Here is a 17,812-nt window from a genome sequence, read left to right on the forward strand (position 1 = left end):
TACTCATTACTCATTTATTTAACAACTAAGATTTTTACTACACAACGTATATAGTGAAATTAACTAGGTTATCCTGACCGAATCGCAGTAAATCACCGTTAAGTAGGCGATATTGCATACCAGGAGTGAGAGGATTGTTGTTTAAAAAAATACCATTTGTACTCATATCAACAATCATGTATGAATTTTGCGACCAGTCCCAATCGATTCGCGCATGACGACGAGAGACTATTCCCTCACTGGGGATGCCAGTCAAGTCAATTTCTGGCGGCGCTATTCCTGGACTCTGACTGCGGCGACCAATATAACCACCTTCTCCAACGAGGTGAAATTCTCTTCCAGTGCTATGAATCAGCTTTAAGGCTGGCGCTCTTTGAGGCGGGGGAGTATAAGCAGGCGGTGTTGGTGGATAAGAAACCCGTGGCTGATAGACTGTTGAATAATCAATAGGGGCTTGTTGGGGAACCTGATAGTTAGGTTGTTCTGTTGCTGGCCGCTGATACTGAATAGGTGGTTGTTGACTGGCTGGTGGTTGACTGGGTTGTTGCTGAATAGGTGGTTGTGGTGTAGTGGAAACTACATTACCAATAGGAGTGGAACACCAGGGACAAACCTTAGCATTGTTAGGCAGGGCGCGGTTAAAATATTCGCAACTAGGATTAGGGCACCGATTTGCAGGCATAGGAATTTATCACATCAGGCGGCATAGGTTGTAAAGCGACAAGGCCCACTTTACTAAGTAAACATTGGCCTTGCTGAGTAGTTAGCATCGCAGCAAATGTAAGACCAGCAGGCGGGCGGCTGGTGTCTCTAGGGTACACTACAAAAATAGGGTATCCCAAGGGGTAGCTTTTGAAAGTTGGAACATCAACATAATAACTATTATCATGCTGACAGAAGTCATCTGAGAGAGTAATTGAGCGGTGATAGCGCAGTTGGAATAGAGGTTGACTAGCTGGCTTGTTGCCATCCACTATAGCTAGGGGATAGCCAGCACACTGTTTCCAAGTTTTACTGATAATACCAAAACTGATGATACCAGACCCTTCTAAAGTCTCGCTGCGTATCTTGATCTGGGTGTCTCCTGTCTTCATCTTTTTAACAGTACTATCAAATATAGCTTTGTCCTGAGGGTCATCTTTGAGAACTATTTCTTGAAATTTAATGATTGCTTCCGGTTCAGTTGGGGCAAAAGGTTGGATTTTAAGAGATGGAAGTTTGGAATTAATCTGCTGCCAATTAGTAATTTTACCTGTGTAAATTTTACGCAATTGATCAAGACTTATTTGCCCGCCAATATCATTGGCAAGACTTGAGCCGCTCTGATTAAATGCGACAAAAACAAATAAACCATCATAAGCAAATTGTTTTTTATCAAGTTTATCTGTAATATTATTTACCAAACTAGTAATTGCAAAGTCTTTTTTACTTGTTTGGAATTCTTCTACACTTTTAATCGGATTATTTGCATCTGATGAGACAACAGGTTTATAGTTAAATGTTGCGGCTGCATCTGGCTTTGGTATGGTCAATAATTCTCCTAAACTACTCTTGTCCACTTTTAGGCTCAAAACATAACTCCACGTACTCTCTGTTTCTCCTGTGTAAGTAAATTGTCCAGAGGGAACGTTGGAGACTTCTGAGAAATTCCGCAAAAGTTTAGACCATTCTATATATTGATTAGGGCTATCTGTTTTCCTACCCAAAAGCCAATACCAAATTCCTCCACCAAGTAGTAATAAAGCCAGAATTACTAGCAAAAGAAAAGGCATTGGGAAACGCTTTTCTGATTCTTGAGAAGCTGGCGAACGCACTGAACTATTGCTATGCTCTTCTTTGGGAAGTTGCAGCAGTGCTTGACGGGCTGCTTCTGCATTCTCGAAAGGAGTTTCCAGCCCAATTAGTCGATAAATAAACTGTTTTAAATGGCTATCTGTATCTGGCCATTGTTGATTATCTCTAGGATCGAGAGGCTGATTGGAGGATAAATTAGTTGTCCGTCCTACCCATAAATAAAAGGCTACTAATCCTAATGATTCTAAATCTTGTTCAGGTCTGACGGGTGCCGGTTGAGCAATAATGGGTGGAATAAATAAGTTTTCCCAAATCGCTAAATCACAAAAATATATAGAAAACTTTTGATTATTTTCTACTTTAATTAAAGTACTTTCTAAACTGATGTTGCCGTGAGTTATTCCCAGTTGGATTTGATTTGAGGGAAAACGCAGCTTTTGGGTATGGAGAAACTGGAGAGTTTGGAGACTTTGATTTAGTACCTCACGCACATCAGCAGATGTCATCGCTCCCTTCTCTATGATATATTTACCTAAAGTTTGGGATGAATCTATTCCTTTAGTGATTAAATAACAGCGTTCTCCTTTATCATCGGCGATCGCTTCTTTACTTTCTACCAAACGGAAGTTTTGAATTCTACTATCGGCTAAACTTACCCCACCCACCCGTTTGAAGGTGTCTTTGCGCTTCTGAGTCTCGCTTTCATTAAAACAACGATTGGGTAGCAGGTATTCTTTGATGATTACAGGCTGTTTGTCTTTGAGTTGGATACCTGAGTATAAGCGGCCTAAACCCCGCACACCAAGAAAACTAGCTATTTGATAAGTACCCTGATTTCCTTTAATCTCAGCCTCCTGCGGTAAAGTGGCGGGAAAACCACATTCCAAGCAAAACTTAGCGCCCTTAATTTGCTGCGCCGTTTGGAAGGGGCGATCGCAACTTAAGGGAGAATTGTACGAGCAGGGGTATTCTTGATAAAAAGATTCAAATGAAGGCATATACAAAGAGTTTCATTAATTGCGCCGATTACTTCTGTCGCCCTCAAGCGTGAACTAATCCTAACTTGAGGGCAGCCACAATAGCTTGAGTCCGACTAGTAACCTTCAATTTTTCAAAAATACTTGTGAGATGCGCCTTAACAGTAGCAACTGTTACATATAAACGTTTAGCGATTTCTTCATTAGAAGCACCTTGAGTTAACCAGTATAAAACTTCTTGCTCTCTTTCGGTTAAATGTACCCTATGACATGCTTTCACACAAGAGTCTGAATAAGCCTGAAAAAACCGGAAAAATCGACTAGCAACCTCCGAAGGTAGATAAATTTCCGATCTGGTAACAGTATCAATAGCTTCACACAGTTGGGTGGCCAAACGATTTTTAAACACATAACCGGCGGCTCCCGCCTGCATTGCTCTAAAAATCCAGTCGTCTTCTTGATGAGCCGACAATACTAAAACCTTACCAGTGTACGCAGTTTCTTTGAGACGTGCCAAAACCGTAATTCCATCACATCCTTTCAATTGCATATCCAGCAAAATTAAATCTGGACACTTCTGGATTGTAAACTTTAAAACCTGCTCAACCGAATCTGCATCACCAATAACTTCTACAGGTAATGCAGAATTAATACTATAAAAATTCAAGAGAGTACGTAAACCTTGACGGAAGCGTTCTTCGTCGTCTACCAACAAAACCGAAAGTTTATTATTATCATTAGTCATCTTTTTAATTACAAATTACGTTAGCGTAGCGGTAGCGACGCAGGAGCGTCATTACGAATTAATTATCCATTCCTTGGTCGAGGCAAAATTACAGAAAATTGCGCTCCACTTTCTGATAGAATTTGCGCCCAGATACTTCCTTGATGATCCAGAATAATTTTTTTAGCAATAGTTAAACCTAGTCCTGTACCTCCTTTACGCCGGGAATAAAATGGGGTAAATACTTTTTGTAAATCCTCTTGAGATAGCCCTGGTCCTTGATCAGAAATTTTAATTAAAACTTCATCTTGAAAAATTTGCCAACTACAGGTGATAGTTCCTGAATTAGGACTGAAATGAGCAGCATTACTGAGGATATTATCAAATACTTGTTTCATTTGCAATCTGTCTATCTTCAGTAGTGTCGATGTATCAGGAATCGATATATTAAGTTTTTTCTGATTAATCAAAGGTTGTAAACTTGTAATACTTTCAACCACCAAACTTCTGAAATCTTGAAGTGTTACCCTTAATTTTGTGCTTTGTCCACAATCAATTAGTTCGTTTAAATTAGTATCTAAATCTTGTATGCCTTCGCGGATGATTGTTGCTTGCTCTTGCCAAGGACTATCCTGTAAACCTAAACATAAGTTATGTGCATACAATCCGATAAGTCCTAGAGAGTTACGCAATTGATGACCGACTCGATGCAGAATATCTTCTAAGAGTTGAATTTCAGTTTTTTGTCTTCCATAGTCTAAGTAAATATCTACATACTTACTCAGAAGCATAGCAGAGCGTTTTATATATAGTTGCAAACTCGATGATAGAGGTTCATGAGTAATGATTTGAATGTATTCAGGTTTTTGATTTCTATAGGATATAGGACAAATATAAGAAATGGATGAAAAGCCTTTGAGTCTAACTTTATACAATTTTAATACGTGTGGGAAATCTGTAAACCATAATTCTGACCGCAAATAAGCTAAAGTTTTTTGGGAAAAAGGAGCTTGGTCTTGACCATAATTTATAACCTCCTGATTAGCTCTCAATGATGAATCGTGATAGACAATCCGAGCGAAAAAAATTGGATATTGACTAGTTAACTGCTCAGACTCAAGCTGACAAAAGCTCTGAATATCTGAGGAATTCAAATAATTAGAGCCATTGTCTAGTTTTTGTACAGAAAAGCCTAGTGTCATAGCTATCACTCGCTTTTTGCAATTAAATGTTTTTACTCTTCTGCTGAACAGCATAAAATTATGCAGCCTCAATAATCTTTATTTTTTTGTTAAGTTATCTTGTGAGATAATTTATACAAAGAATTATTAAGTTGGCATTCACACGGATATCTCACCTGCCTAAGTATATTGGTACGTAATGATTGTCATTTGCAACACCTCGATGAATAAGTTTGTAGTGAACACGGAAGCGCTCAAGGCAAGGACTAAAGTCCTGACTAAGTAGAGCGGCGTGAATAATTCAAGGTTTGTAGTGAGGACTTTAGTCCTCACTTGAGGGCTGGAGCCGCTCACCCCGCGCATTGTCTGAACTACGTTCAAAGTTATTTGGGGGTGAAGCTCATTGCCGTTCCTCCATTCTTCTCACCGCCAACTGTTCCAGTGTGGCGGGAGTCTCCTGGAGGTTTAGATGATCAGAACTGCTCTAGACTAATCTACAAACTGAAGTTACTGTTTTTCGGATTCTTGAACCAAACGCGGCAGTCCCCACCCTCAACTCTTAGTACGGGAAAAGTCAGTTCATCGGTTCTAGTTTTTCAAGTGTGCTATTCCAATCTGTACCGTTGTTTCCTGTTGATAGACACTTGAAATTGAGAACTGCCCACCACAACGTTCAACGATTTTTTGGACAAGTTTTAAGCCCATACCTATGCCCTGCTGTTCGTAGGTTTTGCGTTCAAACTGCATGAAAGCACCGATTTTAGATATCTGTTCTTTGGTCATGCCGCATCCGAAATCATGGACGGAGACATTTAGCATTCCTGCTACCACCTGACTACTAATCTTAATCGCTGTCCCACTCTGGGAGAATTTGAGCGCATTACCAACTAATTCATCAAGGATAATCGCTAGATATCGCTCCGATATTGACACCTCAGCCTCTTCAATTGCCAAGATGAAATCGTTGCTGCGATTAACACTTTGAGCATGAGATTGCAAAGCCGCTTCAATCGCTGCCATTGAAAAGTGACTTGACTGAGGTTCGATGTTTTGCTGCTGATGTGTTGATAACTCTAGTTCTAAATAGATCAAGAATTGTTTGGTTAATTTTTCTAGGCGACGGGCGGATTGATCTGCCATGCCTAAAAGTTCACGGATTTCGGCAGTATCCATGTCGTCAATATCTTCGATGAGTAGGCTGATGGTTCCGACAATGCCATTTAGTGGTGTATTGAGTTCATGGGGTAAACTAGAAACCAAGTTGCCGCGCAGTTCATTCAGTGTGCTTTCCAAGACTTTGATGGTACTTGCTTGGATATTCGATAAAGTTTGGATGTTGTCGTACTGTTGCTTAATCCTGAGCATTGAATGAATGCGTGCCCGCAATTCGACAGCATTAACGGGTTTACTAATGAAGTCGTCGGCACCTGATTTTAGGCAGCGAGCGAGGTCTTCTTTGGCGGTGAGAGCCGTCACCATGATGATGGGAACTGGCTGCCATTGCGGCATGGCTTTAATTAGCTGGCACACTTCTATCCCATCCATTCCCGGCATCATCAGGTCTAGCAAAATCACATCTGGCTGAAATAGGTTGAGAGATGCGATCGCCTCTTGACCACTGGCAGCGTAGTGTAGCAGATAATCTTGCTTATTTAAGAGGGTTTCAATCACATCAAAGTTATCGGGTTGATCGTCAATTACTAAAATAGAGGGCATATTTATTTGTGAGCCGAATGGCACTAAGAAAAGCCTAAAGGTATGTGTCGCGTCGGGAATGTATTCAAAGTGGGCTTCTGCCTCCGGTCAAGCTACTGGAGGCGGCAGCCCTCCCAGAATCGGTTAAGAGCCTCCAGGCTCTTAACCAGTCAGGGCAAGGGCTATATCTTCTTAGTGCCATTTATTTGTTAGCCTTTATTCCAAGTGAACTACCACACACTCAATCGGTACTCCGATTGAGTGTGGGCTTCCAACTTCACGGAGGAATGCCGCATCTTAGGCTTACGCCCTCGAATTGGTCTTACTTCCTCTCCATTGGCGTTAGCCTCCCCCGTCCCAAGGGAGGACAGCATTCTGATACCTTCTGCTCTAATGTTCATCGCTGCGTTACCATCTCTGTCATGATGAGTACCACAACTAAGACAAGTCCAAGTCCTTATATCTAGGGGCAACTCTGAAATTTGGTAATGACAATTAGAGCAAAGCTTGGAGCTAGGAAACCATCTGTTTATTTCTACCAACATCCCGCCACTATGTTCTAGCTTATAGGATAAAAAGTTGACAAAGGTTCCCCAACCCACATCAGATATTGCTTTGGAAAGTTTATGGTTACGAACCATGCCCAAGACATTCAAGTTTTCGACTATTACCACTTGGTTGTTATCAACTATCTTTCTAGATAGTTTGTGTAAGTAGTCTTGACGGACATTGCTAACTTGTTCATATACCCTAGCTACAATTCTTATTGCTTTTTTGCGACGATTACTACCCTTGATTTTACGTGCAGCAATACGTTGTTTTTTAGCTAATTTCTTTTCATATTTAGCTAAGTGCCTAGCATTTGGATATTTGGAAACTATCTCACCATCATAGGTAATTGCAAAATCCTTTATTCCCAAGTCGATCCCTATAACCTTACCATCTGTATTAGATGAAGGATAATCGCCCTCGTATTCCATCAACACAGAAGCGTAGTATTTGCCTGATGGACATTTACTAACAGTGACAGTTTTTATCGTCCCATCAAGTGGTCGATGTATTTTAGCTTTGACAGTTCCCAAGAATCCTGGGAACTTCAAGCAACCATCAACCTGTTTTACCTTCTGTGGATATTGAATTGATTGACGATGATGCCTTGATTTGAACTTAGGATACTTTGCTCTACCTTCAAAAAAGTTTTGATATGCACGACTAAGATTGAGACTCACAGATTGTAAAACCTGCGAATAGCATTCTCCTAACCATTCAGTATCTTTGTCTTTTTTGAGTGCTGGCAATAAAGAGTTTAGTCCAGATTGAGACAAGCCTTTCCCGGTTGCTTTGTAAGTTTCAACACATTTGTTCAAACCATAATTCCACCACCAACGCGCACAACCAAAGTGCTGTGCAAGTATCTCAACTTGTTTGTCAGTAGGATACAACCTAACCTTCACGGCTTGCCGTCTCATCTAAACTTCTCCCAAATATCGACCTGTTACTAATATATTCTATTTGTAGTAACGAGTCCAGGGATTGGCGGTTCTTCATACATCTTTTCTTTCTCTTTCCTACGGAAAGAATAAGTCAAAGATGCAATCATCACCGCCCGTCTTATATCCCGCCACTGATTCCGAGTACAGAATTCAGTGGGGGAATTACGACGAATTAGTTAAAAGCTGTTGAATGGTAGTGGCCAGTTGCTTGAGTTTCACGGGTTTAGTTAGGTACTCGTTGGCTCCTGCTTCTAAACAGCGATCGCGATCGCCGGTCATGGCTAACGCTGTCAAGGCAACGATGGGAATATCAATCAAGTTAGAATCGAGGCGAATCTGTCTCATTGCCTCTAAACCGTCCATTCCCGACATTTGGATATCCATCAAAATCAAGTCAGGCTGGTGAGTTGTGGCCAGGTCGATTGCTTCTTGACCATTTGTTGCTAATAGAATCTGATAGCCCTTGGCCCGGAGGTAGCTAGAAACTGTACTGATATTGGCTTGGTTATCTTCTGCTAGCAAGATCAGGGGGGCAGGGTGCGAATCGTTGGCAGGAGGGGAATCCAGTTTGAGAATCGCAGGGGGTTGATCAACTGCCGTCAATTCCGGCGAGAAGGGAGAACCGGGAGTACAGGGTAACTCAATCGTGAAGCAACTGCCCACATCCAGTTCACTGGTTAGCCCCACCCTACCGCCGTGGAGTTCGACAATCCGCTTCACCAATGCCAGTCCCAAGCCTGTACCTGTATATTGACGGTTCAAGGCGCTATCGATTTGGACGAAGGGCTGAAATAGTTGTTTGATATTCTCTGACGAGATGCCGATGCCTGTATCGTTCACGGCAATTCGCAGAAAGTGTTGCTCTGAGGAATCGGTAGTGTCGGGGGAAAGTTCAGCAACTTCTAGGGTAATGCGTCCCCCCTCTGAGGTGAATTTGACCGCATTGTTAAGCAGGTTAATTAACACTTGCCGAATGCGGCGTTCATCCACCAGCAGGTCAGGTAGATTCAGCTGAAGTTTGATTTCAACCTTAATCCCTTTTTGGAATGCCTGCTGTTTGATAAACGCCAGACTAGATTGACACAGATCACCCACTGAAGTTGAGCTGAATTCCAGTTTGATCTGTCCGGCTTCAATTGTTGCCACATCCAGGATGTCGTTGATCAACTCCAGCAAATGAGAGCCGCTGCCCTCAATGGTTTGCAAGGCTTTGAGTTGTTGCTCGTTGACGATGCCAAAGACTTCCTCTTCTAGCCCTTCGGTCATGCCCAAAATGGCGTTGAGGGGGGTGCGAAGTTCGTGGCTCATGTTCGCCAAGAATTCGTCTTTGAGGCGGGTGGCGCGGGCGAGTTCTTGGTTAGAAATTGCCAGTTGTTGATTGCTCTCGGTTAGCTTTGCCTCTGCCTGCTGTCCTTTTGCGAGTTCTTGCTGTAATTGCTCAAAAAGACTCGCTTGCTGAATGGCGATCGCTAACTGGTTGGCAATTTGTTGCAGAAGTTGCGCTTCCGAGTCTTTCCACACTCGTTTTTCTCGGCAGGCATGGACAGCCAAAACCCCCCAGAGCTTGTTATTTTGCCAGGGGGCAACCCAGCGATGGGTTTCGCTACCTCGCACCTCTTGTAAAATCGGTGCGATAATTTTGGACTGGATTTGACCAACGATTGAGTATTCCACCAGGCAATCCGTCCAAATATCGTTCATCACATCGGGGACAATCCGGGGTTTGCCCTGCCAGTAGCAATCGAGAATTTCTGGAGACCACACTTCGTTATCCCAGTGGCGGTCTTTGAGGGCGGGGAACTCACCAGATAAGGCTTCTTCGACAATTTGACTTCTGCCGTCAGCAAAGAGCCGGAAGACGATGACGCGATCGCAGTGCATCACGTCTTTGACTTGCTGAGTCACCGTTGCCAGGATCTCGTTGATATCTAGCGACTGGCGAATTTTTTGGATAATCGCCCCTAATGCGTGTTCTCGCCGCAGTTGCAGGGCAATTCTCTCTTCGGCTTGCTGCCGCACCAAGAGTTCCGACTGGATTTGCTCGTAGAGATTCGCTTGTTGAATGGCGATCGCTAACTGGTTGGCAAGTTGTTGGGTAAAGTCAATTTCAGACTGCTGCCAGTGGCGGGTTGTCGCACATTGATGGACGCACAGCAAGCCCCATAACTTGTTACCGCAAAGGAATGGCATAATCAGATTGGCACGCACCTGAAACTGAGAGAGGATGTCACTGTGGCAGCTTGTCATCCCACCGTTATAAATATCATCGACAACATAAGACCTACCCAAGGCATAGAGGGATGAATAGTTTTTGCCAAAGCAGTGGTCGTGTACCCGAATCGCTACCACTGAGGAAAACCCTTCTAGAGCTGATTCAGCCACAAATTCGCCATCATCAAAGTTGGATTCGGGATAAAATTTGAAAATGCACACCCGATCGGCCTGAATCACTGAGCGGATTTCCTGACAAGCCGTGTCGAAAATGGTCTGGAGGTCTAGGGATTGACGAATCCTCTGGGTGATTTCTCGCAGCAGTTGTTCTCGTTCGACCTGTTGGCCAATGGTTTTCTCGGCTTGTTTGCGATCGCTAATATTAAAGTTGACCCCAATCATGCTCTGAGGATTGCCCTGAGCATCTCGCACCAGCACCCCATAGGCTCTAATAAAGTGAATACTTCCATCGGGATGTACGACCCGAAACTCGGTATCGTATTCTCCCTGTCCTAAAACGGCTTGCTGGGCTAATGTTTCGGCAGATGTGCGATCGTCGGGATGTAGACTGTTTGCCCAAATGTCGTAGAACACAGGGGAATCAGATTGTTTTGTGACACCATACAGTTTGTACATCCGCTCATCCCAAAGGATGGTGTTTTGTAAAATGTCCCACTCCCAACAGCCGAACGCCCCAGATTTCAGGGACAAGGCGAGGCGCTCCGATAGTTTATGGAGTTGCGCTTCAGCTTGTTTGCGCTGGGTAATGTCTCGAAAAATACCCCGCGTGGCGATCTGCTGTTCATCTTGAAACTGACAATTGATATTCCCTTCGACGATGATTTCTCTGGCATCTTTGGTCAGGAATCTGGTTTCGATATCTAAACTAAGTGCGCCAGTAAATAGGCTTTCGATCGCTGTCTGGCAATACTCAAGGTCATCGGGATGGATAACCTGGAAAATGGACAACTGCTCTAGGTCGGCATCGTTGTATCCCAAGGTTTCTTTCCATGCCCGATTCACAAATAAAATCCGACCGTCGGGCGAAACGCTTTGGATCAAATCGGTGGCATTGTCGAAGAGGTCGCGCAGTTGGGCCTCTCGCGCTTGGAGTTCTTGAGTCCGTTGTTTTACCCTCCCTTCCAAGTCCTGGTTCAAGCGATGTAGTGCATTGTTTGCGACTTGACGCTGCAATTCTGCGGCTGCCCGCGCTGCAAATACCTGGAGGATGGCGATCGCTTCGGCGCGTTTCGCCTCCCCCAAGGGCTGCACGTCTAAAATGCAAAGGTTGCCAATCCCATTGCCCAGATCGTCTTTTAAGGCAATGCCCAGATAGCTATCTGCCTGCACGATCGTCAAGTTGGAATTGTCAGGAAAGAGTGCTTGAACTTGGCTTTGGCAGTGGAATTCCCCGTCTCTCAGGACATATTCGCAGGGAGTGCCAGCCGGATAGTAGGAAATTGACGGCTGTAAGGCTCCATTTCCCCAGAACCCCAGGGTATGGAGTTTGTCGTCCACCAGTTCGGTAACGAGGGCATAGCGGACATCTAATGCTTCGGAAATGTGGCGTACTAAGGCTGGAAAAAAGTCCTCTCCAGTGACTGCGGCGGTTCCTGTCACTAGTTTTTGCAGTGTTAATTCCGCTCGTTTGCGTAAGCGAAGCTCCTCGTAGACATCGCTAATGTCAGTAATCGTACCTACATAACCAATCACCTGGCCATCGGCATTCTGCTCCGCCACCGCCTGCCCATAAACCCAAATCACGATCCCATTGGGGCGTTGAAGGCGATACTCTCGGCGAAAAGGGCGGTTTTCTTGGACAGATTGATGCCACTCTGCCGTGAGCATATCTCGATCGTCGGCGTGCAACCCTTGTCGCCATCCGTCTCCGGTGGCGGCTTCTGGGGTGAGTCCAGCAATCTGACACCAGTGATCGTTGACATAGGTGCAGTTAAGAGCCACATCAGTGCGAAAAATCCCCACGGGGGCAGAGGTGGTTAATGTGATATAGCGCTGTTCGCTCTCCCGTAGCCGAGTTTCCGCTTGTTGGCGCTCGATCAGTTGCTCCTGCAATTTTTGGTATGTAATGGCTTGGCCAAGGGCGATCGCCAGATGCATTGATAAGGCTTGCAGCAGTTCAACTTCTTCCGGCAACCACTCCCGCGCGTGCTGGCTTTCGGTGGCATTGAGCAAACCCCAGAATTGATCGCCGCACAGCAGGGGCACCAAAATTTTGGCCCGGGTCTGAAGGCGGATCAGCATGTTGCGGTGACAATCTGACATTTCGATCGTGTAGATATCCGGCACGACCCGAATCCGCCCCTGACGATAAATCTGCGTGCAGTCTTGCTGAAACCAGGTGTCGTTAATCTGCTCGGCCATCAGTGACAGTGAGGAGTTGGTGGACTCGGCGACGACGATCATTTGCGAATCCCCATTCAACTGCCAAATGTTAACGCGATCGCAACCCAACAATTGCTGCACCTGTGCTACAGTCGTGTCCAGAATGGTTTGCAGACTCAGGGACGATCGGATTTGGGTAGCGATCGCTGCCACCAATTTCTCCCGCTCTGCCTTCGCTTTCAGGGCGATGGTTCGGGCTTCAACTTGTTGTTCTAGTGCAACGCTAAGGGTTTCCAATACTTCAATTTTCTCTGCTTCTAACCGCAAAATATCTATATTGCGGGAGATTTGCTGTAGACTTTCATCAGTCACCAGCCCCACCAGGCGATCCTGCTCATCCAGGATGGGTAAGTAGCGAATCTGATGCTGCTGGAGCAGATTAATCGCAAAAAATAAATCGCTAAAAGCAGACTCGTGCAGGGTGATGACTGGATGTACCATCACCCCCCGAATCGCTAGATTCTCCAGAGAACGCTGCTGGAGACTCAGGCGCACCACGTCCCGCTCTGTCAAAATACCTAGCAACCGCCCGTCTTCCACTACCAACACGCAGCTTGCTCGTGCCTCTAGATAGAGTTGATCCAGTTGCCCATCCGCAGTTTTCGTGGTATTATTAATAGCCCGCACGCCGATCATTAGGGCGATCGCCTCCATCACCATCGTATCCGGTTTAACTATCAGAGGATCGCGGGCGATCGCAAGCTTCAGTTTTGATGGGGTGAGAGTTGTTGCGGGGTTAAACATTAATGTAAAAGCATTTATTTTTTATTGTTCCCGTTAGCAATACACAAGTTGCTGAAACCGTAAAATTCTTAAATTTGAGAGCGTTGGGGTTTTGGGCAGATCAGGACTTACGCAAACAATAGCTAAAACCCTTATTTTTAGGTAGGGGCAATTCATGAATTGCCCCTACAGCGTCTAGTTTTGCGTAAGTTCAGATCACAATATCGAGCCATTGCCTTGCCGATCCGCTTGGCAAAATCGCGCCTCGCCCCCATCCGCTTCAAAGAACGCCCTTTCAACCTGGCGCTGTACAAAATCGCGTTGCTCCCGTAAGTATTTCTCCTCTGCCCCATGCCCCATCTAAAAAAATATCGACAAAAGTCTAATTAACTTTAGAAGACTGATACATATACTCTAGATGCATCTGGATTAGCTACCAGCACTAACACCTTGATGCTTATCTTCGTTCTTCAAACTTTAGCCGAAATTCTCGCTGGAGGAACCTCACTTACCAGTACAGAGCAAATTGACTTTAGCCATCCTGGTAATCGAAGGGAAGAGGGAGCAGGCCCAACTCTCAATTTATACATTTTTGATATACGTGAGAGTAAGCAGGTACAACATTCTGGTAGGCAAGTAGAACGCAAGCTAACACGCGCTCTACAACCTGCCACTGTAAATTGGGCACCGGCTTGGTTTGATGTTTCACTGCTATTAACAGCCTGGGATAGAACAGCTTTAGGTGAGCATCACTTTATTAGTGAGGCGCTGACTGTGCTGTTACGCCATCGCACCTTGGAAGAGGGGTTTTTGGTTCCTGAATTACGAGGCTATGGTAATTTGAACATGACAGTTGCCCTAGAGCCGCCAATTGAGATTGGCTCTTTGTGGAGCGCTCTCAATGTGCCATTGCGTTCAGCCTTATATTTGACAGTTACAATACCCTTCGAGCCACAACCTACTCCAGTACCTTTGGTTTGGGAGCGAATTTTCGATTTGCGAAATCAGTTGTCTCGCGATCGTGACAGTCTAGTATTAACCAGGCGAGTTGCGATCGCGGGTATTGTCAAAAGTACAGTCACAAATCTGCCGTTGGTAGCGACAGAAGTGGCTGTGAGGGGCACTGAAAAGTCCGTATTAACCACTAAAGAAGGGCTGTTCTTCTTTGAAGACCTTCATTTAGGTAATTATGTTTTGACTTTGAATCATCCTGGCTATTTACCCCAGAACGTCAATGCATTGGTAGATAACCAAAGTAATACTTTCAAAGAAATATTTCTAACTCCTGAATAATTAGATTTTTACTGACTTGGAGAGACTTTCATGGCTAGACTTGATTACTTTGCTCCCGGTGTCTATATTGAAGAAATTGACCGGGGTAGCCGACCAATTGAAGGTGTTAGCACGGCAGTTGCCGGATTTGTCGGCTTTACTGAAGATGTTCGTGGTGGGGCTGAATTATACAAGCCCATGCTAGTAACCACTTGGACGCAATTTCTCAACTACTTTGCCCGTCCTAACTCTGATGGGTTCACTGATTTCAACGCCTATTTACCCTTTTCAGTTTACGGCTACTTTATGAATGGTGGCGGTCGCTGCTGGGTGACGAGCATTGGTACTCAGTTACCAGGCGCACCCAGACCGGCAACTCCAGAACCGGCTGCTCTCAGAATCAACTCTAGAGGTAATCGTCCAGCCCTCCGCTTTACTTTGCGTCCTGAGCAAGCAGCAGGCGGATTAGTAAATATTGTAATTATTGATGGTTCGCCCCGCGCCTTACCTGAAGGTACTGAAGGAGAAGCGCCTCCAAATACGGGTGAATATTTCACAGTTCAAATTCGTCGAGGAGATGAACTTCTAGAGCAATACGAGAATTTGACAATGAACCGCGAACCTGCTGGTCAAACAGCAACTTATGCGCTGGCGGCATTGAGAAGTTCGATGTATATCACTGTAGAAGACATCACTCAAAGTGGACAGCCTTTAGCTCGTCGTCCGGTGAATGGTCAATATGAACTAGCACCGCCCATTGTTGCTACCCCACCCGATAGATTTTCGCAAAATTTAGAAGGGGTTCGAGACGATCGCACCGGGGTACGCGGTATGTTTGAAATTGATGAGATTACCATGCTAGCGTGTCCTGATGTGATGCGGGCTTATCAAGAGCAGGTGCTTAATTTAGATCAAGTCCACGGCATCATCGAACTGATGATTAGTATGTGCGAGGGTTCTGCCAGTGGCGATATTCCCAATCCGCCCAACCGCATGGTTGTACTTGATGCCCCACCGGAAGCCGTCAAACCTCAACAAGTTGTGGAGTGGTTGAATAGATTTAATCGTCGTTCGATGTTTGCGGCCCTTTATTATCCTTGGATTAAAGTACCCAATCCACGCGATCGCGGTAATCCAATTTTAGTCCCTCCTTGTGGTCATGTGATGGGCGTTTGGGCCCGCACCGACGAAACCAGAGGAGTTTACAAAGCCCCTGCAAATGAAGTTCCCAGAGGCGTAATTGGTTTAGGCTATGATACAAATTTCCGCGAACAAGAACTATTAAACCCTCTGGGAATAAATTGCATTCGCAGCTTCCCCAACCGAGGTATCCGCATTTGGGGGGCACGCACTTTAGTTGAGCCAGATAAAACAGAGTGGCGTTACATCAGTGTCCGTAGACTAATTAGCTATATCGAAAAATCCCTAGAATTGGGGACTCAGTGGGTAGTTTTTGAACCGAACGACCAAGATTTATGGGCACGTGTAACCCGCACCGTTAGTAATTTCTTAGAGCGTATCTGGCGTGAAGGTGCTTTGTTTGGAGCATCTCCAGCCCAAGCATTCTATGTCAAGTGCGACGAAGAATTGAACCCACCAGAAACCAGAATTTTAGGACGTTTGTACATCGAAGTGGGAGTTTGCCCAGTCAGACCAGCAGAATTTGTTGTTTTCCGCATCAGCCAATGGAATGGCATTGAAGATAGCGAATAGGGCATTGGGCCAAGAATTCTCCTAACTCTTGTACAGACGCGATTTATCGCGTCTCTCCCCATTCCCCATTCCCCATTCCCCAATTAATTACACACAAAGGAGTCTAAAAGTATGGCAGGCGAATTTTTAACCTCTTGTAAATTTTACTTTGAGGCTGATGGAATTACGGATAAATTCATCAAAGAGATTAGTGGATTAGGCGTTGAAAATACCCCAGCCCAAGAAGTCCACGGCTCATCTAAAAACGCCAAACTGATGCGCCAAGCTACACCAACTGTTGTTAAATTTACTAACATCACAGTAAAAGTCATTGCCACTGATGATATAGACCTTTATAAATGGTATCAAGATTGTAACGAGGACATGGGTGATCCTCGTAAGTGGTCAAGTAAACGTAAGACTGGTTCGGTAGTTGCTTACGACCAACAAGGTTCTGAAAAGGCACGGTGGAACATTGTCAACTGTTATCCCTGTAAATACACTGGGCCTACCTTAACTGCCTCTGGTGGTGATATGGCTAATGAAACCATTGAATTGGTTCACGAAGGAATTAAACGGATCAAATAATTAACAGTGGTACAATCTCCAGACCAACTTCAAGATGAAATTCTTACGGCTCATCGGTTCTACTTAGGACTCACGCTAGAAGGTCAAAACGATGCCAATTGCTTCTTTTTGGAGTGTCAAGGCTTCAAAAGAACACAAGAAGTAATTGAAATTTCTGAAGTCACTTCTCAAACCTGGGGTACAAATGGGCAGTCAAAAGGTCAGGTAGTGAGAACTAAGCTTCCTAGCAATCCCAAGAGTGGTAATCTCATTCTGCGTAGAGGTACTACCAAATCTATGGATTTTTGGAATTGGTTTGAAAAAGTCCAACAGGGTAAGTGGTCTGAGCAACGTAGACTTGTGGCTTTGTCTATTTATAATCAGGCAAATCAAGAAGTAGCTAGATTTGAATTAGCCGGTGCTTGGCCTGCAAGTTATAAAATTGCCGATGTCAACGCCCGCAGCCATGATATCGAAATTGAGGAGGTGGAGGTTGCTTTTGAGGAATTTAAACGCGTGAAATAATCAGGAGAACTATGTTTCCAACAGAGTTTGAATTTATACTGCCAAAGGGATATCTAGACTCTGAAGGCAACCTCCACCGCAAAGGTGTAATGCGGTTATCAACGGCGATAGACGAGATTGCACCCTTGCGCGACCCACGCGTTAAAGCTAATCCTGTTTATGCCACAATTATTATCTTGTCACGAGTGATTACCCACTTGGGGGCTTTATCAGAAGTGACTCCTGCAATAGTGGAAAACTTTTTTGCCCAAGATTTAAATTACCTCCAAGATTTTTACCGTCGAATCAATGGATTGGAAGGCGAAACTTCCATACCAGAAGATGCAATAAATTCCCCCGAAGCAATTCTTCATAATTGAATTGGGCATGGGGTATGGGGTCTTAGGAGTTAGAAGTTATAAGGGACTTAGAAATAAATTATCCAAAGAAACGAACCACAGAGACACAGAGAACACAGAGAGAGGAGAAATAGAGAGGGTTTTTGGGTCAGTTTTTAGGACATTTTTTTATTTGGAAGTCCCTAAGACTTCTTTCCCCAATTCCCAATTCCCAATT

11 protein-coding genes and 1 pseudogene are annotated in these 17,812 nt (G+C 44.6%); 5 read left to right on the top strand and 7 right to left on the bottom strand.

The features are described 5' to 3' along the window. Positions 1–37: 37 nt before the first annotated feature. The 7 genes and pseudogenes from V7K97_RS11720 to V7K97_RS11750 all read right to left on the bottom strand — a co-directional run bounded on the left by V7K97_RS11720 (position 38) and on the right by V7K97_RS11750 (position 13,222). Positions 38–682, bottom strand: a complete 645-nt coding sequence (locus V7K97_RS11720) for an FHA domain-containing protein (RefSeq protein WP_334801077.1) — start codon at positions 680–682, stop codon at positions 38–40. After that, complete coding sequence (locus V7K97_RS11725) at positions 660–2,792, bottom strand: substrate-binding domain-containing protein (protein WP_334801078.1); 2,133 nt, start codon at positions 2,790–2,792, stop codon at positions 660–662. The genes V7K97_RS11720 and V7K97_RS11725 overlap by 23 nt, the downstream gene beginning before the upstream one ends. Before the next feature lie 43 nt (positions 2,793–2,835). Further along, the gene (locus V7K97_RS11730; RefSeq protein WP_334801079.1) at positions 2,836–3,516 is read right to left on the bottom strand and encodes a response regulator transcription factor; all 681 of its coding nucleotides are present in this window, start codon (positions 3,514–3,516) and stop codon (positions 2,836–2,838) included. Between the two features lie 62 nt (positions 3,517–3,578). Continuing rightward, entirely contained in the window at positions 3,579–4,697 is a 1,119-nt protein-coding gene (locus tag V7K97_RS11735) for a sensor histidine kinase (protein WP_334801081.1), read from the bottom strand. Between the two features lie 567 nt (positions 4,698–5,264). After that, positions 5,265–6,392 carry a hybrid sensor histidine kinase/response regulator gene (locus V7K97_RS11740; RefSeq protein WP_334801082.1) on the bottom strand — a complete coding sequence of 376 codons (1,128 nt, stop codon included), beginning with the start codon at positions 6,390–6,392 and terminating at the stop codon, positions 5,265–5,267. A 195-nt stretch (positions 6,393–6,587) separates the two neighbouring features. Beyond that, positions 6,588–7,840 (bottom strand): annotated as a pseudogene (locus V7K97_RS11745) (RNA-guided endonuclease InsQ/TnpB family protein). 186 nt (positions 7,841–8,026) lie between these two features. Beyond that, positions 8,027–13,222 (bottom strand): GAF domain-containing protein, encoded by a 5,196-nt coding sequence (locus V7K97_RS11750; protein WP_334801085.1) that lies wholly within the window; start codon positions 13,220–13,222, stop codon positions 8,027–8,029. A 432-nt stretch (positions 13,223–13,654) separates the two neighbouring features. On the opposite strand from V7K97_RS11750, the gene V7K97_RS11755 reads away from it, so the two are divergent. The 5 genes from V7K97_RS11755 to V7K97_RS11775 all read left to right on the top strand — a co-directional run bounded on the left by V7K97_RS11755 (position 13,655) and on the right by V7K97_RS11775 (position 17,616). Next, a complete protein-coding gene (locus tag V7K97_RS11755) occupies positions 13,655–14,494 on the top strand; it encodes a Pvc16 family protein (RefSeq protein WP_334801086.1) in 840 nt (279 codons plus the stop codon). Positions 14,495–14,524: 30 nt separating this feature from the next. Further along, positions 14,525–16,186, top strand: coding sequence for a phage tail sheath family protein (locus tag V7K97_RS11760; RefSeq protein ID WP_334801088.1), 1,662 nt, complete (start codon positions 14,525–14,527; stop codon positions 16,184–16,186). A gap of 111 nt (positions 16,187–16,297) precedes the next feature. Next, positions 16,298–16,753, top strand: coding sequence for a phage tail protein (locus V7K97_RS11765; protein WP_334801089.1), 456 nt, complete (start codon positions 16,298–16,300; stop codon positions 16,751–16,753). A 6-nt stretch (positions 16,754–16,759) separates the two neighbouring features. Next, positions 16,760–17,257 (top strand): phage tail protein, encoded by a 498-nt coding sequence (locus V7K97_RS11770; protein ID WP_334801091.1) that lies wholly within the window; start codon positions 16,760–16,762, stop codon positions 17,255–17,257. Between the two features lie 11 nt (positions 17,258–17,268). Further along, positions 17,269–17,616 (top strand): hypothetical protein, encoded by a 348-nt coding sequence (locus V7K97_RS11775; RefSeq protein WP_334801092.1) that lies wholly within the window; start codon positions 17,269–17,271, stop codon positions 17,614–17,616. Positions 17,617–17,812 lie beyond the last annotated feature (196 nt).

The organism is Nostoc sp. (assembly GCF_036917815.1).
Classification (GTDB): domain Bacteria; phylum Cyanobacteriota; class Cyanobacteriia; order Cyanobacteriales; family Nostocaceae; genus Nostoc.

Bases quoted from the DNA above. Each gene is read 5' to 3' on its own strand.
- V7K97_RS11735 (WP_334801081.1), bottom strand. From the start codon at position 4,697: ATGACACTAGGCTTTTCTGTACAAAAACTAGACAATGGCTCTAATTAT.
- V7K97_RS11755 (WP_334801086.1), top strand. From the start codon at position 13,655: ATGCTTATCTTCGTTCTTCAAACTTTAGCCGAAATTCTCGCTGGAGGA.
- V7K97_RS11725 (WP_334801078.1), bottom strand. From the start codon at position 2,792: ATGCCTTCATTTGAATCTTTTTATCAAGAATACCCCTGCTCGTACAAT.
- V7K97_RS11740 (WP_334801082.1), bottom strand. From the start codon at position 6,392: ATGCCCTCTATTTTAGTAATTGACGATCAACCCGATAACTTTGATGTG.
- V7K97_RS11730 (WP_334801079.1), bottom strand. From the start codon at position 3,516: ATGACTAATGATAATAATAAACTTTCGGTTTTGTTGGTAGACGACGAA.
- V7K97_RS11750 (WP_334801085.1), bottom strand. From the start codon at position 13,222: ATGTTTAACCCCGCAACAACTCTCACCCCATCAAAACTGAAGCTTGCG.
- V7K97_RS11775 (WP_334801092.1), top strand. From the start codon at position 17,269: ATGTTTCCAACAGAGTTTGAATTTATACTGCCAAAGGGATATCTAGAC.
- V7K97_RS11765 (WP_334801089.1), top strand. From the start codon at position 16,298: ATGGCAGGCGAATTTTTAACCTCTTGTAAATTTTACTTTGAGGCTGAT.
- V7K97_RS11720 (WP_334801077.1), bottom strand. From the start codon at position 682: ATGCCTGCAAATCGGTGCCCTAATCCTAGTTGCGAATATTTTAACCGC.
- V7K97_RS11760 (WP_334801088.1), top strand. From the start codon at position 14,525: ATGGCTAGACTTGATTACTTTGCTCCCGGTGTCTATATTGAAGAAATT.